This window comes from Opitutaceae bacterium TAV5, from assembly GCA_000242935.3.
Taxonomy (GTDB): domain Bacteria; phylum Verrucomicrobiota; class Verrucomicrobiia; order Opitutales; family Opitutaceae; genus Geminisphaera.
In genome coordinates, this window is sequence record CP007053.1 from 2,036,914 (window position 1) to 2,059,047 (window position 22,134).

The window sequence follows — 22,134 nt, forward strand, 5'->3', positions numbered from 1 at the left end:
CCCTTTCCACTTCCCGATCACCGTTCCGCCATGTGTTCACGTTTCCACTACACTCCACGCCGCGCTCTCCTGAGCCTGGCCATGCTCGCCGTCGCTCTCGCGCCCGGCGCCGGTTTCGCCGCGGCCGCGGAGACCCCGCCCGCCTTTCATGTCGAGGAGGCGACCATCGCCGACATCCAGCAAGCCATCCTCGCCAAAAAACTCACGACTACCGAACTCGTGCACCTCTACCTCGCCCGCATCAAGGCGTACAACGGCCCCGGCGTGGAAATGCCCGATGGACCGCTCGCGCCTGTCAAACCCGTGCAGCACGCCAAGGGCGTGAATGCCCTGATCACGCTGAACCTGCGCCCCGCCACCCGCCAGGCCCTCGGTTTCGACGATCACAAGGCACGCAGCCTCACCGACACCGCCGATGACGATCCGCGCATGCCCGACGCCCTCGAAACCGCCGCCGCCCTCGACGCCGCCTTCGCGAAGACCGGCCAGCTCGCCGGCCCGCTGCACGGCGTCGTCATCGCCGTGAAGGACCAGTACGACACCTTCGACCTGCGCACCACCTCCGGCGCCGACGCCTTTTACGCCAACGACCGTCCGCCCGACGACGCCACCTTCGTCGCCCGCCTGCGGGCCGCCGGCGCGATCATCCTCGCGAAGACCAACATGGGCGAATACGCCGCCGGCATCCGCAGCGCCTTCGGCGGCACCACCGTGAATGCCTACGACACCTCCCGCGTGCCCGGCGGCTCGAGCGGCGGCGCTGGCGTGGCCACCGCGATGAGCTTCGTCACCGTTTCCATCGGCGAGGAATCGGGCCCCTCGATCCGCGCCCCGTCCACCTACTCCAACGCCGTCGGCATTTCCCCCACCCAGGAACTCGTCAGCCGCGACGGCTTGATCAACAATGGCCTCAACACCCGCACCGGCCCCATCGCCCGCACCGTCGAGGACGCCGCCCGCGTCCTCAGCGTCATCGCCGGCTACGATCCCAAGGACGAAATGACCGCCTTCGCCGTCGGCCGCACGCCCGACGCGCCCTACGAAACCTTCACGCACGAAAAAAGCCTGCAGGGCCTGCGCATCGGCGTCGTGCGCGAATACATGGACAAAAAGGTTTTCGCCGAGCCGATCTACCACCCGAGCATCGACCGCGTGAACGAGGCCATCGAGGACCTGCGCAAGCTCGGCGCCACCCTTGTCGAAGGCGGCCCCGACGGGCTGTTCACCGACACCATCCGGCGCTACGGTCCCAAGGTGAACAACGCCACCTGGACGAAGCTCCACCCCGAACTGTTCCCCGTCGATGCCGACGGCAAGCCGGTCGGGGATCATCTCTCCACGCTGGTGGCCCTTTCCCTCGACCCGTCCAAAGTCCCCGGCTCCCTCACCATGCGGGACTTTGTCGACGCCACCGCCGATGCCACGGGTGAAAGCCGCTACGGCTTCACCTGGTACCTGCAGGAACGCGGCGACGCCAACATCCGCACGATGGAAGACCTGATCGGCAAGGCCAACTTCTTCACCGACACCGCCGAGGCCGACAAGCGTATCACGCTGGGGAATACCAACAAGCCCCGCGTGTACGAGACCGCGTACCGACTCCAGCGCCGGTTCGCCGTCCAGCAAATCGTGCTCGCCTGCATGGCCGAACAAAAACTCGACGCCATCGTCTATCCCACGAGCAACCTCTCTCCCCGCGTCATCGGCATGCCCCGCGATCCCAACGCGTACGGCATCGGCAACTACGGCCTGTGGAACTTTATTCCCGCGCAGGGCTTCCCGGCCATCACCGTGCCGGCGGGTTTCACCACCGAGGTTTACGATCGCGTGCCTGATCCCGACGCGCCGGCTCCGGCCGGGGGCGGCGACGCCCCGGTAAAAATCATCGGCCCGGTCAAGGCGGAGCTGCCGGTCGGCGTCGATTTTCTCGGCCGGCCGTTCAGCGAACCTCTCCTCCTGAAAATCGCCGCGGCCTACGAAAGCGCGACGAAACACCGTCGCCCGCCGCCTGATTTCGGACCGGTTCCCTGAGGAGGCATATCCCTCCTGTTGAAACCGATGGCGGAGAGGAGCGGCGGCGTCCCTGCCGCCGGACGAGCCGGGTGTCCCGCGGGTTTTATGGTTTGTTGCGTGGCGGGGCATTTCGGCATGCGTCCGGCGGCAAGGACGCCGCCGCTCCCGGTGGAGAATGGCAAATGACGACGGAGCTCCAAGGGCGGAGATGGCATCGCCGGTGGCGATGGTCGGAAGGGCTGACCAACGGGAAATTGGCCAACCCCTCCCGCATGTGCAGGTCCATTCGTCATTCGCAATTTGTCATTCGCCATTCCTCGCACCCGTCCGTCGCGGTGCGGCCGCGCCTTTGCGATTCACTTTCGGGTTTTGGGGCGGGCCAATCCGGGCAATCCGTGATTCCTGAAAACAGGCTTGTCGGGCGTTCAGGAGAACGCCGCCTCCATCCTCAGGGGCCGAGCGGGGGCACGGTCGGCGGGGGGCGGCGGTGCCGGGTCGCCTGCTCGTAAGCATAGGCATACTGGATGAGTTTCGCCTCGCTCCACTCGCGGCCGACGATCTGCAGGCCGAAAGGAATCCCTTCGGCAAAGCCCGCCGGCACGGAAATCGCCGGCCACCGCAGCGTGCTGGCGATGCTGGTCAGGCTGCCGCCGGCCCCGCCCGCGCCGGGGCGCGGGTTGTCCACCTTCTGCGTGTTGCGGTCTCCGTTGATGACCGGGAGCTGTGTGGTGACCGGCATGACAAAAGCGTCGAGACCGGCGGCCTCCATCGCGCGGATGAACGCGTCGCGGTAACGCTGCTCGACCTTCCTGCACTCGAGGGTGGCCGGGTCCTCGTCGGCGGGCAGCGAGGCGGCCGCCTCTTCCCAGAACGCCTGGTGCAGCGGATGCACCAGACGGCTGTCCGCGATGTCCTTGACAGATGGATACGGGATATCCGGCCGGGTCGCGAGGAAGCGCGTCATGTCCTCCAGAAACTGCGCGGCCGTCTGGTGGGAGGGCGGCAGCGCCGCGAAATCCGGCACGGTGAAAGGATCGATGACTTCGGCCCCGGCCGCCTTGAGCTCGTCGATGGCCTTTTCGAAGGCGTCCCGGATGCCGGGATGGGCGGGCCGGGCGGCGAACGCCTCGCGCAGCACCCCGATGCGCGCGCCCTTGAGGCCGTCTTTCCGGAGAAAGGCCGTCCAGGTTTCCGGGATGTGGCCCGCGGCGTTCAGGCTGGCCGGGTCGCCCGCATCGGGGCCGGCCATCACATCGAGCAAAAGCGCCAGATCGGTGACGGTGCGTGTCATCGGGCCGACCGTGTCGCGAAGGCTGCTGTTGGGGGTCATGCCCGCGCGCGGCACGAGGCCCACGGTCGTGCGGATGCCGGCGAGCGCGTTGGCCGAGGACGGGTTGCGGATCGAGCCGCCGGTATCGGTGCCGATGCCGAGCACGCCGAAGTTCGCGGCGATGGAGGCGCCGGTGCCGCCGGAGGATCCGGCCGTGGCGTAAGCAGTGTTGTAGGGGTTGCGCGCGAAACCGCCGAGCACGGAGTTGATGTTGTCGGCCCCGCCCTTGGTGAATTCCGAGAGCGAGGACTTCGCGAGGATGATGCCGCCGGCGGCCTTGATCCGCGCGATGAGCGGCGCGTCGGCCGGCGGGTAATAATTTTTCCAGCCCTGGAAGCCCGCCGTCATCGGCATGCCGGCCACGTCGATGCAATCCTTCACGATCACCGGAATGCCGTGGAGGGAGCCCGAAAGCTGGCCGCTGGCCGCAAACGCGGCGTCGAGCCGGTCGGCCTCGTCGAGCGCGTGCGGGTTCACGTTGATGATCGAGTTCAGGTAAGGACCGCGCTTGTCGTAGGCCTCGATCCGCGCGAGGTAGCCGGCGACGACCTGGTGCGCGGTGAGTTCGCCCGAAAGGTAGGCGGCGCGGATATCCGCGACGGTCGCCTCCTCGAGCGAAAGCGCGCGAACAGGCGAGGCAATGACCAGAAGCCACAACGTCGTGGCACAGAGCGGCAGGAAGCGAAACCGGTTCATAAAGAGGGGGCGGGAGACCGGGCCAGCACGGGGGGTGCCAGCGCCCCGCCGCATCGCATCGCGTGAAAAAATCTGTAGCGGCGGGCCGGCCGCATGGAAAATTACTCCAGTCATGCGCTCCGTGGCTCCGGCGGCATTTCTGGCACAGGCTCCGCTGGGAGGGGAGCCACGCAGTGTTTTGGTACTGCCACGTCATCATGAAATCCACACTCCGGTTTCTCCTCGCCCTCCTTGCTCTGGCAGCGCCGGCCGGCGCGCGCGCCGCGGAAATCGCCCTCGCCGACGCCACCATCGCGGAGCTCAACGCCGCCTTTTCGCAAGGCACGCTTACCGCCGAAAAACTCACTGAAATCTATCTCGCCCGCATCGCGGCCTACGACAAGCAGGGACCGGCCATCAACGCCGTCATCACCCTCAACCCGAGGGCGCTCGAGGAGGCCCGGGCGCGTGACGCCGAACGGCGGGAGGGCAAGGTGCGTGGACCGCTTCACGGCATCCCGATCGTCCTGAAAGACAATTACGACACCTTCGATCTGCCCACCACCGCCGGCTCCCAGTTGCTCGAAGGCTCGATCCCGCCGGATGACGCCTTTGTGGTGAAAAAGCTGCGCGACGCCGGCGTTGTCATCCTCGCCAAGGTCAACCTCGGCGAGTTCGCGTCGGGCGGCGGCAGCGTCAGCGGCGCGACCGATCCCGCGGTCATCAAGGCCGGCACGGTCCCCAACGGTTTCAGTTCGATGGGACTCCAGACCCTCAATCCGCACGATCTCGCCCGCGGCCCCGCCGGCTCCAGCGGCGGCACGGGCGTCTCCATCGCCGCCGCCTTCGCCCAGTTCGGGCTGGGCACGGACACGGCCGCATCGGTGCGCGGACCGTCCTCGGCCAACGGGATCGTCGGACTGAAAACGACCCACGGCCTCCTCAGCCGCGACGGCGTCGTGCCGCTGGCCCTCACGTTCGACACCGTCGGTCCGATGGCGCGCAGCGTCTACGACGTAGCCGTCGCCCTCGGGGCCATGACCGGCGTGGACCCCGCCGACGACTCCACCCGGAAAGGCATCGGCCAGGCCGAAACCGACTACACGCAGTTTCTCCGGACCGGTTCGCTCAAAGGCGCGCGCATCGGCATCGCCCGCGATTTCACGGGGCAAGATCCCGAGGTCGATCGCATCGTCGAAGAGGCGATCGTCACGCTTGAGAAACGGGGCGCGGTTATTGTCGACCCGGTCAGGTTTCCCGATTTTGCGCTGCAATCCCGGCAGGGCATTTTCAACGTGGTGCGCACCGCCGAGTTCAAGGCGCAAATCGCCGATTATCTCAAAACCCTGGGGCCCGGATATCCGAAGACACTGGATGACCTCGCGGCCAGGGCCAATGATCCGGGAAGCGGTTACCGCAGCCCCGAAAAAGCCTACGCCCTGAACTACTCGGCGACCACGGCTCTCGACCTGGACGATCCGGTCTACCTCGCGGCCAGGAACCAGGGAGTGGCGCTCATCAAGGCCACGGTCGAAGCCGTCTTCGATCGCCATCAGCTCGACGCCATCCTTTATCCGACCTCTCCCCGCCCCGCCAGCCTGATTGTGCCCGTGGAGCGGAGCGGACCGCGCGAAGCCGGCAGCGCCGGCGCAGGCTCCGCCCTGAACCTGGCCAACCTGAGCGGCTTCCCCGATCTGGTCATCCCCGCCGGCCTGACCGGCAACGGATTGCCCGTGACAATCTCGTTTCTCGGCCGCGCTTTCAGCGAAGCCAGGCTTCTGGGCTACGGTTACGACTTCGAACAGGCCACCCGCGCGCGGGTCTTGCCGAAACACACGCCCGCGCTTCCGGGTGACGTCATCACGTACTGAATACGGAGCGACGCTGCACGCTCGCCGCCGTCCGCTCTCCCCTTGACAGCCCGCATGCCAGAGCCAGGCAAAGACCCAGCGCCGCCCCAGCGCACAGGATCAGCGAGACATCCGGCGCGATATAGTCGCCCTCGCGCGCAGGCACAGCAGAGGAAATCCGCCGCACGGGGGATGTTATCCGGAGTACCGCGCGCTCCTTCTCCCTCTGTATCCAGAAAATAACATCGCCATGATTCTTTCGGGTTTCCCGGAGGCTTTTTTCCAGCCATTGCCTCTCTTCTTCACGAATCGTCGCCCCTGCCGCCTGTTTCATACGGAACTCCTGCAACTCGCGTTCGATGGTCTCGATCGTCTCTGTTTGCGTCTCGGCCAGCTCCTCGAGCCGTTTGAAAAAGGCAATTCTGTCGTCCATTTTTCGCCGCGCCGCCTCCGTCATGATTTCATCCGCCAGGAGGTCGGCGACCCAGGCGGCAACATGCCTGTCCGGATGCCGGTACTCGACCGCGATCAACAGACTCTTCGGATAAACGACGAACTTCCGGTTGCGTTCCAGAATCTCGAGCGGCAAGGGCGCAGGGCCATCTTGCTTTGTCTGATACGGCTGCATGAAGCGCCGGAAAAGTTCCCTCCGGTGTTGCTGCGTGGAGGCGGGGCCGGGATCGGTGAGCATACGCGTCAGCATCCACTTGGCAGGCGCATGGTCCTCCACCACCTTGAGCATTGATTTCCGGTCAAACGTCCCTACCCGCGCTTCGAAAGGCGATTTCGGAAGAAGGCCGTCTCCGGTCGTGACGGTCAACATCTGCATGGTCGCCGTAGCGCGGTAAACCTTCGGCTGGCAAAAGGCCCACGCGCCGACGGCGGCGAACGTCGCCAGGAACACGCCCGCCGCAATCCACACCCGCGAGCGCAACCGCGCTCCATATGCCGCCAGAGCGCCAATACGGGGCGCGACCACTGCCGGAGCCAGCTCCGGCGTCTCGCCAGGTCTCTCAAGTTTCATATCAGGTGCTTTTTTCCGGCGGATGCCCGATTAAAGCGGGAGGCAACGAGAAATGTAGCCAAGCCCGGGATAGCGATGAAAAACGCGACCGGCGGTATTTGCCACCAGGGCTCCGCAAAATGCCTGTGCCAATAAATCATATAGCCACTCGCCAGGACAAATGCCGCCACGACTGGTGTAATGATATTCCACGGACGCCGCCAGAGGCACCTGGTCGGGCTGCCCGGCAGGTAAAGCAATAAAAACCCCGCGTTGGCCGCAACGGCAAACCAGGAGGCTGCGCGGATGGCGCGGATCGCGAGGCGAAAAGCTCTGACAGGGTCAAACAACTGGAGCAGGAGCAGCGCCAGATAAAACGCCAGCCAGCCAGCCGCCAGAGCGGCCACGCCTTTCAGCAATTTCAGTGTCCAGTATTTCATGCTCATGCTCTTGATCGGGGTTTTAATGATTTCTGTCCGGGCATGGATGGTTCGGGCGCTGGCTCCAGCGTCTTGTCTGCCATCTATTTTATTTTTAATAAATTCAAGGAAAGGAGTATGATTCCAACAACAATCAATGCCGGAGACATGTATCGCATCTCTTTTCCAAATCTTTTCCTCCATAGCCGCATCTTTTCCGAATCTTTTTCCTTGGGCGGCCAAATGCCATATGCAAGAAGGCCGCAATATATGCCGCCTGCAATGGGGATAATTCCATCCAGGTAATCATAGATACTCATCTACTCCTCCTTTTGATTCCCTTTTCTCACAGTTCTCAACATAATTGTGCCGGCAACCGTAATAGTGATAAGTGATACGACTATGTCGAGCACCCCGATATCGCCCGTCAACTGATAGCGACGCCACATAAATATGCCCACTCCAACAAGGACAGCCATTGCCATTATGGTGATTTGCAGGGGACCGTATAATTTTACAGGCGGCTTTTCCATAAATTTTGCCTTACAGTGGTATTCGGCCAAACCGGTTTGGCTTTCGGGTTACGGGTAGAGGGGGTTGATTCGGTTGTCATTTCGCTTTCAGGGACGCATGAAGGAGCATAACATCATTTCTGTCTGTCGGTTCAACTTTTTTCGGGATGGCGACGGGAAGCAGACGTGGGCGCGTCACCTCTGCGGGATTTTTTGTCGCCCACGCTCGCCTCCACACACAGGAACGCGTGTGGCTATGGCTATCGTTTTATTCAGCCTGCACTAAACAGGTACCGAACTTGCGTTCGCAACTACAGAGGGAGGACATCCCGCCCGCACGGGAACGCCGGTCTCCTGACCAGCATTAAGGAGTGCCGTTCGAGAGAACGGCGTTCCCGCTCCGACGCGCGGGCGGCGCAAGCGGGGCTCCTCGCATACGGTTCCGTTTGCGGATGAAAAACGCGCGAGATTTGCGTGGCTATTTCCGTGGTCCGAGAAACTTTTCTCCCGTCATGGCGAACAGCGAAACGACGTAGCCGCCTTCATAACGATGGTCGATGTGGAAGACGCCCACGAGGTCCACCGGCACGTCCTGCACGACTTCGATGCCCTCGCCCGCCATCGTCACTACCAGATAATCGTTCATGTTGGGCACGGCTCCGTAGCAGCAGGTGTTCACGTCGCGCATCATCACGAACTTCTTCGAGCGCCCGTTTTCGATCTGCAACGGCATCATGTATCCGGTGAGCATGACACGCTGGTTGTCGTAGAGATGCACCCAGGCGGGCACGGGGTCCTTTTTCAGATGCGCCTCGATTTCCTCGGGCGTGGCACCAGTGCCGGCATCGACCAGCGTGTAGGTGAAGGACGAAAGCTTGTCGAAGCCGAGCTGGAACATTTCCTTGCCGTCCACGACGATCTTTTTCGGCGTCAGGTCCACGGGAGCCGGCGCTTGCCCGTTCATCACGGCGACCTGAAAACCAAGCGCCAGCAGGAGTGCGATTTTCCGGAAGGTGAGGTGTGTGTTCATAAAGAGATAAGGGCGGTTCTGAAAATACGTTTTTTGAACAGAAGGAAACGAAGAGAACAAAGATGAAACAATGAAGGATTTGGCCTTAAACTTGTTTATTATAAATAACTTGTGCAGGAAAGAATGATAAACGCCCTTGGTTGTTCTTCGTTCTCCTTGTTGCCTTCTGTTCAATTTTTAGAGGTTCCCATAAATCAGGAAGTCGGCGAGATGCTGCTGGCGACATCCGTGCGATAAGCCCTGATAGCAGGAAACACTCCACACAGCGCCGCGAGCGCGATGATGCCGGCCGGCGCGGCCAGCATCACGGGATGAAGCTCGAAGGGGTTGATGACGACGCCCGTCTGCGCCCGGATGATGCCCGAGGCGACCACGACAACGACCCCGTAAAAGACAAACGCGAACAGCATGCCGATCGCCGCGATCGCCGCGGACTCCGCCACGATGGCGCCGAAAACGGTAAGGCGCCGGGCCCCGAGCGCGCGCAGGATGGCGATTTCGCGCCGGCGCTCGTTCATGGAGTTGTAGATGCTCGCGAGAATCGACGCCGTCGCCACGACCACCACGAGGTAGGAGATGAAGGCGAGGGTGCGGTCGAACCAGGCGATCTTGTCGAAAAGCCGGGCCAGGATCGCCCCGATGGGCCAGGCAAAGGTGAATTTGTTGCCGCGTTTGTTGTAGAGCATGTCCATCTGGAAGCCGCTCATCGGATTGGCCTGCCTCAGCTTGATCAGCACCGCGCTCACATCGGTGGCCGCGCGCGCGTCGTGGCCGCTCATGCGCTGCAGGCCTTCGAGCGGAATCCAGATCACGCGGTCCGCCGGCGTGCCCGTCGGCTCGAAAATCCCCGTCACCACAAAGGTCTCCGCATGCTGCATGGACTCGTCATAGATGAGTCCGTGAAACGGGTGAAAGGTGTCGCCCGGTTTCAGGCCGAGCTCCCGCGCCACAAAGCTGCCGACGACCGCCTCCTTCTGCTCCAGCGTGAAGGGCCGGCCGGGCGCGACGATGCGGTAATGCCGGCCGGGCGCGAATTCGACCCGCTCGAAGAGGTCCGTCGTGGTGCCCACCAGCCGGTAGCCCTTGTAGTTGTCACCGACGGCGATGGGCAGCGCGAGTTCCACGTTGGGGTCGCGCCTCACCATCTCCACGTCGGCGGCGGTGATGTTGCCGGGGCTGTCCTCGAGATGGAAAATCGCATTCAGCACCAGCTGGAGTTTCGAGCTGCGGGCGCCGAGCACGGCATCGAATCCGCCGCTGACGCTGGTGAACGTGCGGTTTGCCTCCTGCCGCATGACCCACACGGCCATCAAGAGGCCGCCGGCGAGCGCGATGGCCACGGCCGAGACCAGGGTGGAAACGAGGTGCTGACGCAGGCTCTTGTAGACGATATGAGGGATGATCACAGTGCGGCGGGCCCGAACGGCCGGTTGAGAAACTTGAATTCTTCGGTGTGGGCGAAGCGGGCGAGAATGTCGCGATCATGGCTGACCAGCAAAAGCGCAGCGCCCTGTTCGGCACAGGTCTCGCGCAGCAAGGCGAGGGTCTCGGCGGCGTGCGCCGCGTCGAGGTTGCCGGTGGGCTCGTCCGCAAGCACGAGCCGGGGCCGGTTGGCCAGCGCGCGCGCCACCGCCACCCGCTGCTGCTGCCCCACCGAAAGCTGCCGCGGGTAATAACCGAGCCGGTGCGAAAGGCCCACGCGGTCGAGCAAGGAGAGCGCAAACGCGCGATCCCGCCCCGCGCCGAAGGCCATGGCCAGCATCACGTTTTCCAGGCAGGTGTAGCCCTGGAGCAGGTTGAAGCTCTGGTAGACGCAGCCCAGCGTGGTCGCGCGCAGGCTGTCGCGCCGGGCTTCGCTGAGCGTGGTGAGTTCCGTGTCGTTGAGCCGGATCGAACCGGCGTCGGGTTTGACGATGCCGGCGATGAGGTTGAGAAAGGTCGTCTTGCCGCTGCCGCTCTCGCCCTTCAGGCCGATCTGCGCGCCGGTCACGATCGAAAACGCCTCGACGGAAACAACCGACTTGAGTTCGCCTTCCGGCGTGCGCCAGGCCTTGCGCAAGCCGCGCACATCGAGAATCGTGCTGGTGGAGGTTCGGGATTGCATCGGAACCGGATCAGAAGGCGGACGAACCATGGCGTGGACGGTACCAGTAGGAGTCGGGCTCCTGGACAAAAATGCGCTTCGGTATCCGCGCATGCACGCCGAGGATGCCGTCGACCACCTGCGTCACATGCAGATCCACCGCGCCGGCACTGGCCATGGTGTAGGCCTGCACAAAATCGTAGCCGCGCGTCTCCTTCAGGAAATCGAGCGCTTCGGTCAGGGCGTTGCGCATGGCCTGGTCGAGGTCCGGATCGAGACCGAACAGGATGTAGTGCGTCGGCGTCTCGGCGCGCGGACCCTTCAGCATTTTCCCCTTGTGCAGGATGAACTGGTAGATGGCCGTGTTCGCCGTGCCGATGGCGTTGCCCGCGACTTCGCCGTCGCCCTGGGAGGCGTGGCAATCGCCGGTGTAGAACAACGCGCCTTTCTGGAAAACCGGCAGGTAAAGCGTCGCTCCCTCGCCCATGTCCTTCCAGTCGAGATTGCCGCCAAACACGCCGGGCGGACCGGACTTGCGATCGGGCAGTTCCGAATCGGGCGGGCAGGTGGCCATCACGCCGTTGAAGGCGCGCAGGGGAAACTCCACCTTGTCGTCGTAGATGGCCGCGTTGCGCTTCAGATCGATCTTGTAAACCTTCTCGAACGGCCGGGGCACGAGGTCCGGCAGGCCGCCGCCGCCCGGCCGGGCACCGTTCGTCCCCCACGGAATGCGCGGCGTCACCTTGAGCACGCGAACCTCCAGGGAGTCGCCGGGCTCGGCGTCCTCGATATAAACCGGGCCGGTGATGAAGTGGCCGCCGGGGATGCCGGGCGCACGCGGCGTCTCTTTCAGCACGCGCATCATTTCGCGAATCGGCGGGCACGACTCCACGGTCGCGTCGATGCCGTTCGCCTTGAGCCACGCGTCGGCGTCGGCCTCGGTGGCTTCGCGCCCCCAGCCCGTGCCTCCGCCGCCGTCGAAACGCACCACCTCGCCCGACCTGATCGTCAGCACCGGCGCCTTCGTTTTCGAAAAATGTCCGATGATGGCATTTTCGGGCGTCAGCGGGACGAAGTGATCCGAGGGCACCTCCAGCGCCCGCCCGGAAAGGGCAGCCGCCAGGCCCGGAGCGATCCAGGCCAGGCGAAAACAGAGAGAGGAAAGCCGGTTTGCAGAAATGCTCATGGAAAAAGGGAGGCGGAAAGGCGGCGGATTCTTCACGGGCGATACCAGTAGGTGTTCGTATCCTGGACGAAGAGTTTTCTGGGGATCATGCCGTGGACGCCGAGAGTGCGGTCCACGCTCTGGGTGACGCGGAAATCGACCGCGATGCTCGCCAGCGCATACGCGTGGATGAAGTCGTAACCTTCCTTTTCCCCGAGAAAGCCGATCGTCTCGACGAGCGCCATGCGCAGCGCCTTGTCCAGATCCGGATCGAGGCCGAACGTGATGTAGTGGGTCGGCGTCTCGGCGCGGGGGGCGGTGAGCTTTTTCCCCTTGTGCAGGATAAATTGCAGCGTGCAGGTGTTGGCGGTCTCGATCGCGTTGCCGGTCACTTCGCCATCGCCCTGCCCCGCGTGGGAATCGCCGGTGTAGAACAGCGCTCCCTTGTGAAAGACGGGCAAATAAAGCGTGCTGCCCGCGACCAGCTCCTTGCAGTCGAGATTGCCGCCAAACACGCCCGGAGGACTCGAATTGCGAAAAGGCCCTTCGGAATCCGGCGGACAGGTCGCCATGACGCCCATGAACGGCCCGAGCGGAACCTCCACCTTCGCATCGAAAATGCCCACGTTGCGCTTCAGATCGAGCATCGTGACCTTGGTGAAGGGCCGCGGCACCAGGTCCGGCAAGGTGCCGCCTCCCGGCCGGCCGCTGGTCGCGCCGTATGGAATGCGCGGCGTCACGTCGAGAATGCGAATCTCCAGCGAGTCGCCGGGCTCGGCGTCTTCGACGTAAACGGGGCCCGTGAGGATGTGGCGTCCGCTGGGACGGTCCGGCGGACGCTCCGATTCGGTCAATACCCGCAAGGTCTCCTGCAAGGTGGGGCTGGTCTCGATGGTCAGGGGAATCCCGTTCTGGCGAAGCCAGGCGTTGCCATCCTCGCCCCGCGTCCAGTCCCAGCGCACGCCGCCGCCGCCATCGATGCGCACCGTTTCGCCGGACTTGACGGTCAGCACCGGCTTTTTCGTCGAGGTGTAATGCCAGAGCAGTACATTCTGCGGCGTCAGCGGCAGGTAATGGTCACAAGGAATCTCCGCCACCGTCACGCGGGGCATGAGCACGGCGAGGCCAAGCCGGATGCAGGTCTTCACGATGAAGCGATCAGGAAAGGCGATGCTGCGTAGTGTCCGGTTCATGACGACGGGAGTGCGAGGTGGCGGGCCGTTTGACCTCATCGGGCCCGATACCAGTAAGGGTCGGGATCCTTGATGAAGAGTTTCTTCGGGATCATGCCGTGGATGCCGAGCGTCTGGTCGACGACCTGGGTGACGCGAAAATCGACCGCGATGCTCGCCAGCGTGTAGGCGTGAAAGAAGTCGTAACCCTGCTTCTCTTTCAGGAAGTCGAGAGTCTCGATCATGGCCATGCGCATGGCCTTGCCCAGATCCGGATCGAGGCCGAACGTGATGTAGTGGGTCGGCGTCTCGGCGCGGGGGGCGTTCAGCTTCTTGCCCTTGTGCAGGATGAACTGGAGCGTGCAGGTGTTGGCGGTCTCGATCGCGTTGACCGTGATTTCACCGTCCCCCTGCGCAGCATGCGAATCGCCGGTGTAGAAGAGCGCGCCTTTCTGAAAAACGGGCAGGTACAGCGTGCTGCCCTCGACCAGCTCCTTGCAGTCGAGGTTGCCGCCGAACAGGCCCGGGGGACCCGAGCGGCGGTCGGGCCCTTCGGAATCCGGCGGGCAGGTGCCCATGACGCCCATGAACGGCCCGAGCGGCACCTCCACCGTGTCATCAAAAATGCCGGCGTTCCGCTTCAGGTCCAGATGCACGACCTTGGTGAAGGGCCGGGGCACCAGATCGGGCAGACCGCCGCTGCCCGGACGGGCGCTCACGGTTCCGTAGGGAATGCGCGGGGTGACACTGAGGATGCGCACTTCCAGCATGTCGCCCTCCTCCGCGCCGTTGATGTAGACGGGGCCGTTGATCATGTGCCCGCCGCCACGCGCGCCCGGAGGGCTGCCGGGAGGCGGCGGCAGCCGGTTGGGCGTCTCGGCCAGCACGCGAATCGATTCGGCCAGCGCGGGGCTGGTTGCCACCGTCAGCGGGATGTTGTTCTCCTTGAGCCAGGTATCCGGATCTCCATCACCCCAGCGGGCGCCGCCGCCGACATCGATGCGCACGGTCGCGCCCGAGTCCACCGTGACCACGGGCTTCTTGGTCACGGAATAGTGGCCGAGAATCGCGTTTTCCGGCGTAAACGGCACGTAGTAATCGTAAGGAACCTCGACGGCGGCAACCCGCCCGATCCAGAGAAGGGCGAGGATGACCGGCACGCGAGGAGAGGCCGCCCCGCAAAAGCGGGGCCCGACAGATGAGAATGGAATCATGGCAGATGGCGAGTGAAGGAGTTGGGCAAATCAAAGATGCGGCGGGCGGTACCAGTAGCTCGAAGCGTTGTCCTTTATGAACATCTTCTTGGGAATCATGCCATGCACGCCCAGCGTCTTGTCCACGATCTGGGTCACGCGGAAATCGATCGCCACGCTGGCCAGTGAATAGGCCGGAAGGAAATCCAGATCTTCCTTTTCCTTGAGAAAATCGAGGGCTTCCAGCAGGGCCATGCGCATGGCCTTGTCCAGATCGGGATCCAGACCGTAAGTGATGTAGTGAGTCGCGTTCTCCGCGCGAGGCGCCTTCAGCGTCTTCCCCTTGTGCAGAATGAACTGGTAGGTCACCGTATTGGCGGTACCGATCGCATCTCCGGCGACCTCTCCGTCGCCCTGGGCGGCATGGCAGTCACCCGTATAAAAAAGAGCGCCTTTCTGGAAGATCGGTATGTAGAGCGTGCTGCCGGTGACCAGGTCCTTGCTGTCGAGATTGCCGGCAAAAAGTCCGGGAGGACCGGAGCGCCGGTCCGGCCCCTCCGAATCGGGCGGGCACGTCCCGTTGACACCGTTGAAAGGTGCCAGCGGGATCTCGATGTTCTCGTTGAAGACGGCCGCGTTTCTCTTCACATCGATCATGTAGGCTTTCCCGTACGGGCGCGGGACGAGGTCCGGCAGGCCGCCTCCTCCGGGGCGGGCGCCGTTCGCACCATAAGGCAGGCGCGGAGTCACATCGAGAATGCGCACCTCCAGCGAATCACCCGGCTCGGCATCCTCGATATAGATGGGGCCGATGAGAAAATGTCCGCCGGTGCGCGTGCCCGGAGGGCTGCCCGGGGGCGGCGGCAGGCGGTTGGGCGACTCCTTGATGGCGGTGACGATCTCGGTGAGGACGGGATTTGTCGCGACGGTGATGGGGATGCCGTTCTCCTTCAGCCAGACATCGGGGTCCTCGGCGTCGCTCCACTTGTTTCCGCCGCCTCCGTCGATTTTGACCACGGCGCCGGATTTGATCGTCAGCACCGGTTTTTTGGTGGCCGAGAAATACCCGAAGATGGCGTTCTCCGGTGTGCAGGGAACGTGGTAGTCATAGGGGATTTCTTTCGCATGACCGGTCGGTTGTGCGATGAGGGTGCAGAGCAGCAGGGCAGCAGGCCCCAGGGCCCCCCGGACGCTGGTTGGATGCAGGCAGCAGGACGATGAGAATTTCATAGCATGTATTCGAAATGCCACTCCAGCTTTTCATATGCCATCCCCCGCCCGGCGGGCCGGAAGATGGCGGGGTCCAATTATATTCAACCACCCGCCGGTTCGTTTCAGTTATGCGACACCGGCACCGGATCAACCGCCGCGAACATGCCGGGCGCCTCTCGCGATTGAAAAGCATTCAACAGGGCAGGCGTGCGGTCGTTTTTTTTGATGCAGCGAGCCTCTTGATTTATGCCGCATTTCGGCATGGTGGCTGCTCACTGGTGTGGATTCCGCACCCTGCCGCAGGGGTGCGGCCCGATCTCCGGATTTCCACCATCATTCCAGTGACGAACCAGTTCCAGTTCTTCGACGACGGTATGGCGCCCCCGGCCACGAGCTGGCGCGCCCGCATCATCGCCGCTCTGGTCTGGCCGCCCGAGCACAGCCGCGCGGCTTCGGCGGCACTCTCCGTCGGCATCACGCTTCTGATCGGCTGGCTCTATTATTTCGCCGAAGGCACGGTCTCGCTCCAGGTTTTTTACCTCGTTCCCATGATCCTTGCCCTGAGCTGGCTTGGCCTGGGCTGGGGCATCGCGGTTGTCGTTCTCAGCGCGTTTCTTCGCCTCTTTGGCGACCTTCTCCATGTCGGCCCGGATTTCTTCACCGCCACCAACACCCTCCGGATGACGTCGCAGCGCGTCAGCAGCCTGTCCGTCTACCTGGTCGTGGCCCTCGTCATTCATGAGCTTTTCAAGCTCAATCGCCAACTGGAACAACGCGTGCAGACGCGCACCACCGCCCTCCGCCAGGCGGTCGTCGCCCGCGAGCGTCTGCAAAAAAACCTGTTCGAGGTCGGCCTTCGCGAGCGCGGGGCCATCGGCCGCGACCTGCACGACGGACTCGGCCAGCACCTCACCGCCACGGCCATGGCGACCAGCATTCTCACCCAGCGGCTTGCCGCCCGGGGGGATCCGCTCGCCGATGATGCCCGCAAGGCCGAGGCGCTCATCAAGACAGCGATCGAGCAGACCCGCCAGATCGCCCGGGGCCTCCTGCTTGAAAACGTGAAACCCGACGAACTCGTCTCCGAACTGGAGGAACTCGCCGCCGACGCCACCCACCAGCACCGCACCCCCTGCATGTTCACCGCCGAGGGCGCGACCGATCACCTCGACGCCAACATCGCCTCCCACCTGTTCTACATCGCCCGCGAGGCCGTCGGCAATGCCCTGCGCCACGGCGGCGCTTCCCGGATCGCGATCCATTTCAGCGTCGGCCGCGCCCTCGTCGCCCTCAGCGTGACCGACAACGGTCGCGGCCTGGCCCCCTCCGCTCCTGCCGATGGCGGCATGGGGCTGCGCATCATGTCCGAACGTGCCGAGCTGATTGGCGGCAAACTGCGCATCGACACCGCGCCGGGCGTCGGCACCCGGGTGGATTGTCACGTTCCCCTGCCCGCCACCGCCTGAACCATGGCCTGCCCGCCCACCCGCATCTTCATCGTCGACGACCACCCGCTGGTACGCGAGTGGCTGTCCAATCTCCTGCACCAGTCCGACAACCTCCTTGTCTCGGGCTACGCCGAAACCGGCCGCGGCGGCCTCGCGGCCATGAAGGAATCTCCCCCCGACGTCGCCATCGTCGATCTCTCGCTGCAAAACTCCTCCGGCCTCGATCTCATCAAGGACCTCGGCGAACAGCTTCCCGCGGTCCGCGTGATCGTGCTCTCCATGCACGAGGAAATGTTTTACGTCGAACGCGCCTTTCGCGCCGGCGCCAAGGGCTACGTCACCAAACGCGAGTCCACCGAACAGATCGTCGAAGCCGTGCGGGAGGTGGCCGTGGGCCGCATCTACGCGAGCCGCCCCATCCTCGGACGCCTCGCCGAGCGCATGATGGGCCGCACGCCCACGGCCTCCGTCGAGGTCCTCAGCGACCGCGAACTCGATGTCTTCAGCCGCCTGGGCAACGGGCACAGCACCCGCCGCATCGCCGACGAACTGAACGTCAGCATCAAGACCGTCCAGGCCTACTGCGCGCGCATCAAGGACAAGCTCGGCTATGAAAACGGCCTTGAACTCGTTCGCGATGCGGTGCGGTGGGTGGACCGCCAGAATCGCTCCGTGTAGGGCAACGCCCTACACGCGATTCCGCCGCCCGCTGACAGACAGGGGCATCATTTGCGAGCACAGTGAGGGCATGCCAGATCGTCGGCATCCTGCTCATTCCTTCGCGCCCGCCGCGCGAGCGTTCACCACCGCGGACCGTTAATCCCATGCGCATCGAAGAGGTCATCTACGAACAGGCCGAAGCGCTCCCCGGCCACGCCTCCCCTTTCTTCATCACCGTCCTGGCGATCGACGATCTCCGGGCGCAGGTCACCCAGGAGAACCATGTTTTCCTCCCCGGGGAAGAAAAGTACCTCCACCAGATCACCTGGCCCACGTTTTCCCATGAGGACGTGGCGACGATCACCGCTCGCGGCATCCGCGACACCCATCGCCTCTTCATCGATCATCTCGCCGCCCGCGCCTCCCAGGCCTGCGACCGCTGGCACCCCGCCCCCGCGCTCTCCTGCGAAGTCCGCCGGTTGTCGTCCCACCCCTTCCACCGGCTGAAACTCGAAAACAGGTTCCTGCACCAGATGTGGGAAATCCAGGAGTGGACCGTCTCGCGCGAACTTCGCGAGGCGCTCGCGCAGGTCACGCGTTACAAGGCGGATTCCGCCGAGGCCGAGTTGCTCGGTCGCATCTTCGCCGGCAACGACTTCCGGACCATGGAGCCGGGCCAGGCCGGGAACTGATACGGATACGGGCGGCCTTTTGCCCGGGCGCTCGCAACCGGATGCGGCCGGACACAGGGGTCCGCGAAGGCGGTATAAAAATGCCCGGCCCGGGTATTCAGCCTTCAGCCCATGTTGACCAACGACGGAGGCGCCTCCTCCGTCAGTCCGGTCACCGCCTGCTGGCAGAGCCGCCGGAAGGTCCGGAGCGCCAGATTGGGCAACGTCCACTTTGCGCAGACGAAGGCCCAGGTGCGGTTCAGACGCAAACCCTCGACCGGACGTGTCACCACGCCGGAGGAAGACGGGACGTTGCGCACCACCCAGTCCGGCAACATGGCCACGCCCTGGCCCAGCTTCACCATTTCCAGGATGGCCGCAGTACTTCCGACTTCGATACACTCCCGGAATTCGATGCCCTTGCGATTCAACTGAAGTTGCAACGCCTTGTTGGTGTGGCTGTGAGCCCGTGCGACGATCAACGTCTTCGACGCCAGGCTGCGCAAGGGCACGACCTCGAGACCGGCCTGTGCATTGCGGGCATGCATCAGCAGCTTCAACTCGTCGTCGAACAGTTTGTGATAGGTAAAATCGGGGCCGTCCTCGGGAGGCTCCACCATGATGGCGGCATCCACCTCGCGGTCGCGCAGCAACTGGAGGCTGACATCGCGTTCGGATGCGCGGATGCTGATGTTGCCGCGCGGGAAGCACTCGTTGAACTCCCGCACGATGTCGGGCACGATGTAGCTCAGGAAATTGAACCCCGCGGCGACGCGCAGGAAGGCGCGGTCGGCATGTTGTTCGCCCGCGAGGGCGGAGCGGATGTTGTTCATCCGGGCCACCACCGGGATGGCGGTGCGATAAAGGTATTCGCCCTTTTCGGTCAGCACCAGGCCCTTGCCGGAGCGATGAAACAGCTGGACGCCCAGGTTCGCCTCCAGGCTGGAAATGGCGTGGCTCACCGCGGAAATCGTCAGGCACAACTCGGGCGCGGCCGCCTTCAGGCTGCCCTTTCGGGCCAGACAAAGGAATATCTGCAATTTGCGACTGTCGATTGGATCGTTCATGGAGAAGCCGGTCTGGTATGCGAATTGCTAGCATATTGAGTACCATTCCTTGGGTTTTTCCCAGTATCACTATCACAAATACATCTCCGTTCTCCTGATAAAATTCCCCGGTCACCAAGGATGTCGCAATTTCACCTACACATCGGTCATATCGGCTTGCTCGATGCCGCTCCCCTGCTGGTCGCGCAGGAGAGAGGTTATTTCGTCGGCGAAGGCCTGCAGGTCACCCTGTCCTGCCAGCTCGGCCTGGCCACCCTCTGCGGCAAGCTGGCCGATTACCGTCTCCACGGCGCCTGCTTGCCCGCGCCGCTGCCCCTGCTTCTTTCACTCGGGAAAGGCGTGCCCCGCGTCAGCATGCAGGTGGTGTCGGTCTGTGCCTGCCAGGGCATGGGCATCGTGATGGCAAGCTCCCGCCCGGCCGCCCGCACTGCCCCTCTCCGCATCGGAGTGACCACGCCGGGCAGCGCGGCCCGCCTCCTGTGGCATCGTCATCAGCAACTGGCCGCCAATGGATCCCTCGCCGAAGCCGTTCTCGTGCCGATGGCCGCCGGACAGCTCGTCGATTTTCTGCTCGAGGGCATGCTCGACGGTTTTTGCGGCATGGACCCGCTGCCGGCTCTGGCGTGCCTTCAAGGCAGCGGGGAAATCGTGGCCGACAGCGCCGGGCTCTTCCCCCTGCACCCCGGAAGCGTCGTCGCCCTGCGTGCCGACGTGGCGGAAAGCCAGCCGCAAGCCGCCGCCGCCCTGGACCGGGCCCTGACTCGCGCCTGTGCCGACTGCGCCGATCCGGCAAACCGGCACGAACTCTGGCAATTGCTGCTCGCGCAATGCCCTTACACCGATCTCTCGCCCGCACTGAAGGCCGCGTTGGCCGACCCGCCGGACGATGACCCGTCCGGCCGGACCAGCATGCGTTTCGAAAGTCCTGCCGACAGGGGTGGCGGCCTCCCGGCAGCCGCCGAAACCTTTCTCGAGGCGGCCTGCCGGAGCGCGATCGGGCCCAGCGCGCGCAGCATGGATATCAAAGCCGAAATCGCCCGGGTGTTCGGCCGTCAGTGGCCGGGCGATCTTCCCGCTCTCCGCCAGGTCGCGGAAGCCTGAGCCCCGCGCCGGCACCTGGGCAACGGGGCCGCAAAACCTTCAACGCGTTGCCGTGCCGGCCGTGGAGTCATCAGCCAGCCGGTTGTCCTGATAATATTTTCGGTAAAAAGGATTATCGATCCAGGACAGCGGCACGGGTTTTCCGGCTGCACGGAGGTCGTCGATTTTCTTTTGCAATTCCGCCCGGCGATCATGGTCCTCGCGCAGTTCGGGCTGTTCCTGGAGGGTACGCCGGATCTCGCCGTTGATCTGGCGGACGGCCAGGCGGGCCGCTTCTTCGGCGGACCAGATGCCGGCGGCAAAACCGGATTCGATATTGGTGAGGAGTCGCGTGACGATGGAGGGAACGACAAACGGACTGTAACTGTAGCCGATCGCGGTCGAGACAGCGGCATCGGCAAAGGCCTCATGCACCCTCCACTCGTTCGGATGCGCCGGCGGCTTCAGGTAGGCATCGGTGCGGCTGAGCAAAGGCTCGGATGGCAGGGCATCGGCACTCTCCACGATGTGCATGCCATAGTCCTCGCTCGCCAGGAATTTCAGAAAATACCGCGCCAGGTCCGCGTGCTTCGATCCCGCATAGATCGCGGCGGCGCGCGTGGTGACAAGCGTGTTGGGGTAGCCGGCGTGAGGCGGGTTGCTGACGGCGAGGTTGAGTTTCCCGAACTCGCGCATCTGGATCAGCGCCCAGCGGCCGGTGGTCACCATTGCATAGTTACCGGAGTTGAAGAGCTGGAACGCGGCACCGCCGTAGCCGGACTCGGTTGAGAACGAGGCGATGTCTTCGGCCGTCGGCAGGATATGGTCCACGTCGCGCCACTGGCGGATTTTTTCGAGCACGCGGACATTGCGCGCGTCATCGAGGATGCACGCGGAAAGGGTTTCGTTAAAAACATCGAGTCCGAGGCTGCGCTGCATCTGGGCGGTGTTGACGGCGTTGATAAAAAACCGTGTCGGCCGGCGTCCGGGAGGGTTGGCCGCCTTGACGAAACGCCTGCCGGTTTCCTCAAACGTGGCCCAGTCCCAGGAACGAGGCGGCGGCTCGATGCCAGCTCTGGCGAAGGTGTCGAGATTCACCAGAACGAGCTCCGTGGAGATGCTGCACGGAAACATGTATTGCCGCCCGTCGAGCGTGATTTCGGAGCGGATGGAGTCGTAGGTCGCGGACGGGGCGAAGCCCATTTCGCGCGCAGGTCCGGTAATGTCCTCCAGCAAACCGATGCTTTGCAGATAACGCATCGGACCTCCGGACTGGACTTCGATGATGTCCCCGGCGACCCCGGAAACGCCCTGGATGACGATCTTCTCCAGCCGGTTGTTGGAGGTGTCGATCTTCAGTTCGAATTTCGGGTATCCGTTGCGCTCGAGCCAGGCGTGGAACAGCGCGACCTGTTTGACGCGCTCGGGGTTGGACGCGGTCATCCAGTGGAGCACGGGATGCGGGCTGCTCTGGCCGGGTTGCAGCTTCCAGGTGATGACAGAGGCCGCGACCAGCAGCGCAAGGAGGGAAAAGAAGAGCGTCTTCATGAT

At 63.8% G+C, this 22,134-nt stretch carries 19 protein-coding genes; 6 read left to right on the top strand and 13 right to left on the bottom strand.

Annotated features, from left to right (window positions below):
* Positions 1-30 precede the first annotated feature (30 nt).
* Entirely contained in the window at positions 31-2,031 is a 2,001-nt protein-coding gene (locus OPIT5_09060; protein ID AHF90333.1) for an amidase, read from the top strand.
* Positions 2,032-2,461: 430 nt separating this feature from the next.
* On the opposite strand, the gene OPIT5_09065 is transcribed toward OPIT5_09060, so the two are convergent.
* A complete protein-coding gene (locus OPIT5_09065; protein AHF90334.1) occupies positions 2,462-4,039 on the bottom strand; it encodes an amidase in 1,578 nt (525 codons plus the stop codon).
* Positions 4,040-4,236: 197 nt separating this feature from the next.
* Between OPIT5_09065 and OPIT5_09070 the strand changes: the two genes are divergently transcribed.
* Positions 4,237-5,889: an amidase gene (locus tag OPIT5_09070; protein ID AHF90335.1), complete on the top strand. Its 1,653-nt coding sequence runs from the start codon at positions 4,237-4,239 to the stop codon at positions 5,887-5,889.
* Here the strand turns inward: OPIT5_09070 and OPIT5_09075 are convergent.
* The 10 genes from OPIT5_09075 to OPIT5_09120 form a co-directional block, all read right to left on the bottom strand.
* Positions 5,879-6,892 (bottom strand): hypothetical protein, encoded by a 1,014-nt coding sequence (locus OPIT5_09075; protein AHF94238.1) that lies wholly within the window; start codon positions 6,890-6,892, stop codon positions 5,879-5,881. The genes OPIT5_09070 and OPIT5_09075 overlap by 11 nt on opposite strands.
* Positions 6,889-7,317, bottom strand: a complete 429-nt coding sequence (locus tag OPIT5_09080; protein ID AHF94239.1) for a hypothetical protein — start codon at positions 7,315-7,317, stop codon at positions 6,889-6,891. Before OPIT5_09080 ends, OPIT5_09075 begins: the two co-directional genes overlap by 4 nt.
* 293 nt (positions 7,318-7,610) lie before the next feature.
* On the bottom strand, positions 7,611-7,823 hold the full coding sequence (locus tag OPIT5_09085) for a hypothetical protein (protein AHF94240.1): 213 nt from the start codon (positions 7,821-7,823) through the stop codon (positions 7,611-7,613).
* A gap of 457 nt (positions 7,824-8,280) precedes the next feature.
* On the bottom strand, positions 8,281-8,832 hold the full coding sequence (locus OPIT5_09090) for a hypothetical protein (protein ID AHF90336.1): 552 nt from the start codon (positions 8,830-8,832) through the stop codon (positions 8,281-8,283).
* A 194-nt stretch (positions 8,833-9,026) separates the two neighbouring features.
* Positions 9,027-10,238, bottom strand: coding sequence for a hypothetical protein (locus tag OPIT5_09095; protein AHF90337.1), 1,212 nt, complete (start codon positions 10,236-10,238; stop codon positions 9,027-9,029).
* The gene (locus OPIT5_09100) at positions 10,235-10,936 is read right to left on the bottom strand and encodes an ABC transporter ATP-binding protein (GenBank protein ID AHF90338.1); all 702 of its coding nucleotides are present in this window, start codon (positions 10,934-10,936) and stop codon (positions 10,235-10,237) included. The genes OPIT5_09095 and OPIT5_09100 overlap by 4 nt, the downstream gene beginning before the upstream one ends.
* A gap of 10 nt (positions 10,937-10,946) precedes the next feature.
* Complete coding sequence (locus OPIT5_09105; protein ID AHF90339.1) at positions 10,947-12,101, bottom strand: acetamidase; 1,155 nt, start codon at positions 12,099-12,101, stop codon at positions 10,947-10,949.
* A gap of 32 nt (positions 12,102-12,133) precedes the next feature.
* The gene (locus tag OPIT5_09110) at positions 12,134-13,273 is read right to left on the bottom strand and encodes an acetamidase (protein ID AHF90340.1); all 1,140 of its coding nucleotides are present in this window, start codon (positions 13,271-13,273) and stop codon (positions 12,134-12,136) included.
* A 35-nt stretch (positions 13,274-13,308) separates the two neighbouring features.
* Positions 13,309-14,466: an acetamidase gene (locus tag OPIT5_09115; GenBank protein ID AHF90341.1), complete on the bottom strand. Its 1,158-nt coding sequence runs from the start codon at positions 14,464-14,466 to the stop codon at positions 13,309-13,311.
* A 30-nt stretch (positions 14,467-14,496) separates the two neighbouring features.
* Entirely contained in the window at positions 14,497-15,675 is a 1,179-nt protein-coding gene (locus tag OPIT5_09120; GenBank protein AHF90342.1) for an acetamidase, read from the bottom strand.
* A 110-nt stretch (positions 15,676-15,785) separates the two neighbouring features.
* On the opposite strand from OPIT5_09120, the gene OPIT5_09125 reads away from it, so the two are divergent.
* From OPIT5_09125 to OPIT5_09135, 3 genes are all read left to right on the top strand, one after another.
* A complete protein-coding gene (locus OPIT5_09125) occupies positions 15,786-17,123 on the top strand; it encodes a histidine kinase (protein AHF90343.1) in 1,338 nt (445 codons plus the stop codon).
* Between the two features lie 3 nt (positions 17,124-17,126).
* Positions 17,127-17,783 carry a LuxR family transcriptional regulator gene (locus OPIT5_09130; protein AHF90344.1) on the top strand — a complete coding sequence of 219 codons (657 nt, stop codon included), beginning with the start codon at positions 17,127-17,129 and terminating at the stop codon, positions 17,781-17,783.
* A 146-nt stretch (positions 17,784-17,929) separates the two neighbouring features.
* Positions 17,930-18,457, top strand: coding sequence for a hypothetical protein (locus OPIT5_09135; GenBank protein ID AHF90345.1), 528 nt, complete (start codon positions 17,930-17,932; stop codon positions 18,455-18,457).
* 104 nt (positions 18,458-18,561) lie between these two features.
* On the opposite strand, the gene OPIT5_09140 is transcribed toward OPIT5_09135, so the two are convergent.
* Positions 18,562-19,503, bottom strand: coding sequence for a LysR family transcriptional regulator (locus tag OPIT5_09140; GenBank protein AHF90346.1), 942 nt, complete (start codon positions 19,501-19,503; stop codon positions 18,562-18,564).
* Positions 19,504-19,623: 120 nt separating this feature from the next.
* Here OPIT5_09140 and OPIT5_09145 point away from each other — a divergent pair, with 120 nt between their 5' ends.
* Positions 19,624-20,604, top strand: coding sequence for a nitrate transporter (locus OPIT5_09145; GenBank protein ID AHF90347.1), 981 nt, complete (start codon positions 19,624-19,626; stop codon positions 20,602-20,604).
* Positions 20,605-20,643: 39 nt separating this feature from the next.
* Here the strand turns inward: OPIT5_09145 and OPIT5_09150 are convergent, their stop codons facing one another.
* On the bottom strand, positions 20,644-22,131 hold the full coding sequence (locus tag OPIT5_09150; GenBank protein AHF94241.1) for a hypothetical protein: 1,488 nt from the start codon (positions 22,129-22,131) through the stop codon (positions 20,644-20,646).
* Between the last annotated feature and the right edge of the window lie 3 nt (positions 22,132-22,134).

What these genes read in the sequence shown, in the direction of transcription:
- OPIT5_09060 (AHF90333.1), top strand. Translation starts at nt 31, where the DNA reads ATGTGTTCACGTTTCCACTACACTCCACGCCGCGCTCTCCTGAGCCTG.
- OPIT5_09065 (AHF90334.1), bottom strand. Translation starts at nt 4,039, where the DNA reads ATGAACCGGTTTCGCTTCCTGCCGCTCTGTGCCACGACGTTGTGGCTT.
- OPIT5_09070 (AHF90335.1), top strand. Translation starts at nt 4,237, where the DNA reads ATGAAATCCACACTCCGGTTTCTCCTCGCCCTCCTTGCTCTGGCAGCG.
- OPIT5_09075 (AHF94238.1), bottom strand. Translation starts at nt 6,892, where the DNA reads ATGAAACTTGAGAGACCTGGCGAGACGCCGGAGCTGGCTCCGGCAGTG.
- OPIT5_09080 (AHF94239.1), bottom strand. Translation starts at nt 7,317, where the DNA reads ATGAGCATGAAATACTGGACACTGAAATTGCTGAAAGGCGTGGCCGCT.
- OPIT5_09085 (AHF94240.1), bottom strand. Translation starts at nt 7,823, where the DNA reads ATGGAAAAGCCGCCTGTAAAATTATACGGTCCCCTGCAAATCACCATA.
- OPIT5_09090 (AHF90336.1), bottom strand. Translation starts at nt 8,832, where the DNA reads ATGAACACACACCTCACCTTCCGGAAAATCGCACTCCTGCTGGCGCTT.
- OPIT5_09100 (AHF90338.1), bottom strand. Translation starts at nt 10,936, where the DNA reads ATGCAATCCCGAACCTCCACCAGCACGATTCTCGATGTGCGCGGCTTG.
- OPIT5_09105 (AHF90339.1), bottom strand. Translation starts at nt 12,101, where the DNA reads ATGAGCATTTCTGCAAACCGGCTTTCCTCTCTCTGTTTTCGCCTGGCC.
- OPIT5_09110 (AHF90340.1), bottom strand. Translation starts at nt 13,273, where the DNA reads ATGAACCGGACACTACGCAGCATCGCCTTTCCTGATCGCTTCATCGTG.
- OPIT5_09115 (AHF90341.1), bottom strand. Translation starts at nt 14,466, where the DNA reads ATGATTCCATTCTCATCTGTCGGGCCCCGCTTTTGCGGGGCGGCCTCT.
- OPIT5_09120 (AHF90342.1), bottom strand. Translation starts at nt 15,675, where the DNA reads ATGAAATTCTCATCGTCCTGCTGCCTGCATCCAACCAGCGTCCGGGGG.
- OPIT5_09125 (AHF90343.1), top strand. Translation starts at nt 15,786, where the DNA reads ATGCGACACCGGCACCGGATCAACCGCCGCGAACATGCCGGGCGCCTC.
- OPIT5_09130 (AHF90344.1), top strand. Translation starts at nt 17,127, where the DNA reads ATGGCCTGCCCGCCCACCCGCATCTTCATCGTCGACGACCACCCGCTG.
- OPIT5_09135 (AHF90345.1), top strand. Translation starts at nt 17,930, where the DNA reads ATGCGCATCGAAGAGGTCATCTACGAACAGGCCGAAGCGCTCCCCGGC.
- OPIT5_09140 (AHF90346.1), bottom strand. Translation starts at nt 19,503, where the DNA reads ATGAACGATCCAATCGACAGTCGCAAATTGCAGATATTCCTTTGTCTG.
- OPIT5_09145 (AHF90347.1), top strand. Translation starts at nt 19,624, where the DNA reads ATGTCGCAATTTCACCTACACATCGGTCATATCGGCTTGCTCGATGCC.
- OPIT5_09150 (AHF94241.1), bottom strand. Translation starts at nt 22,131, where the DNA reads ATGAAGACGCTCTTCTTTTCCCTCCTTGCGCTGCTGGTCGCGGCCTCT.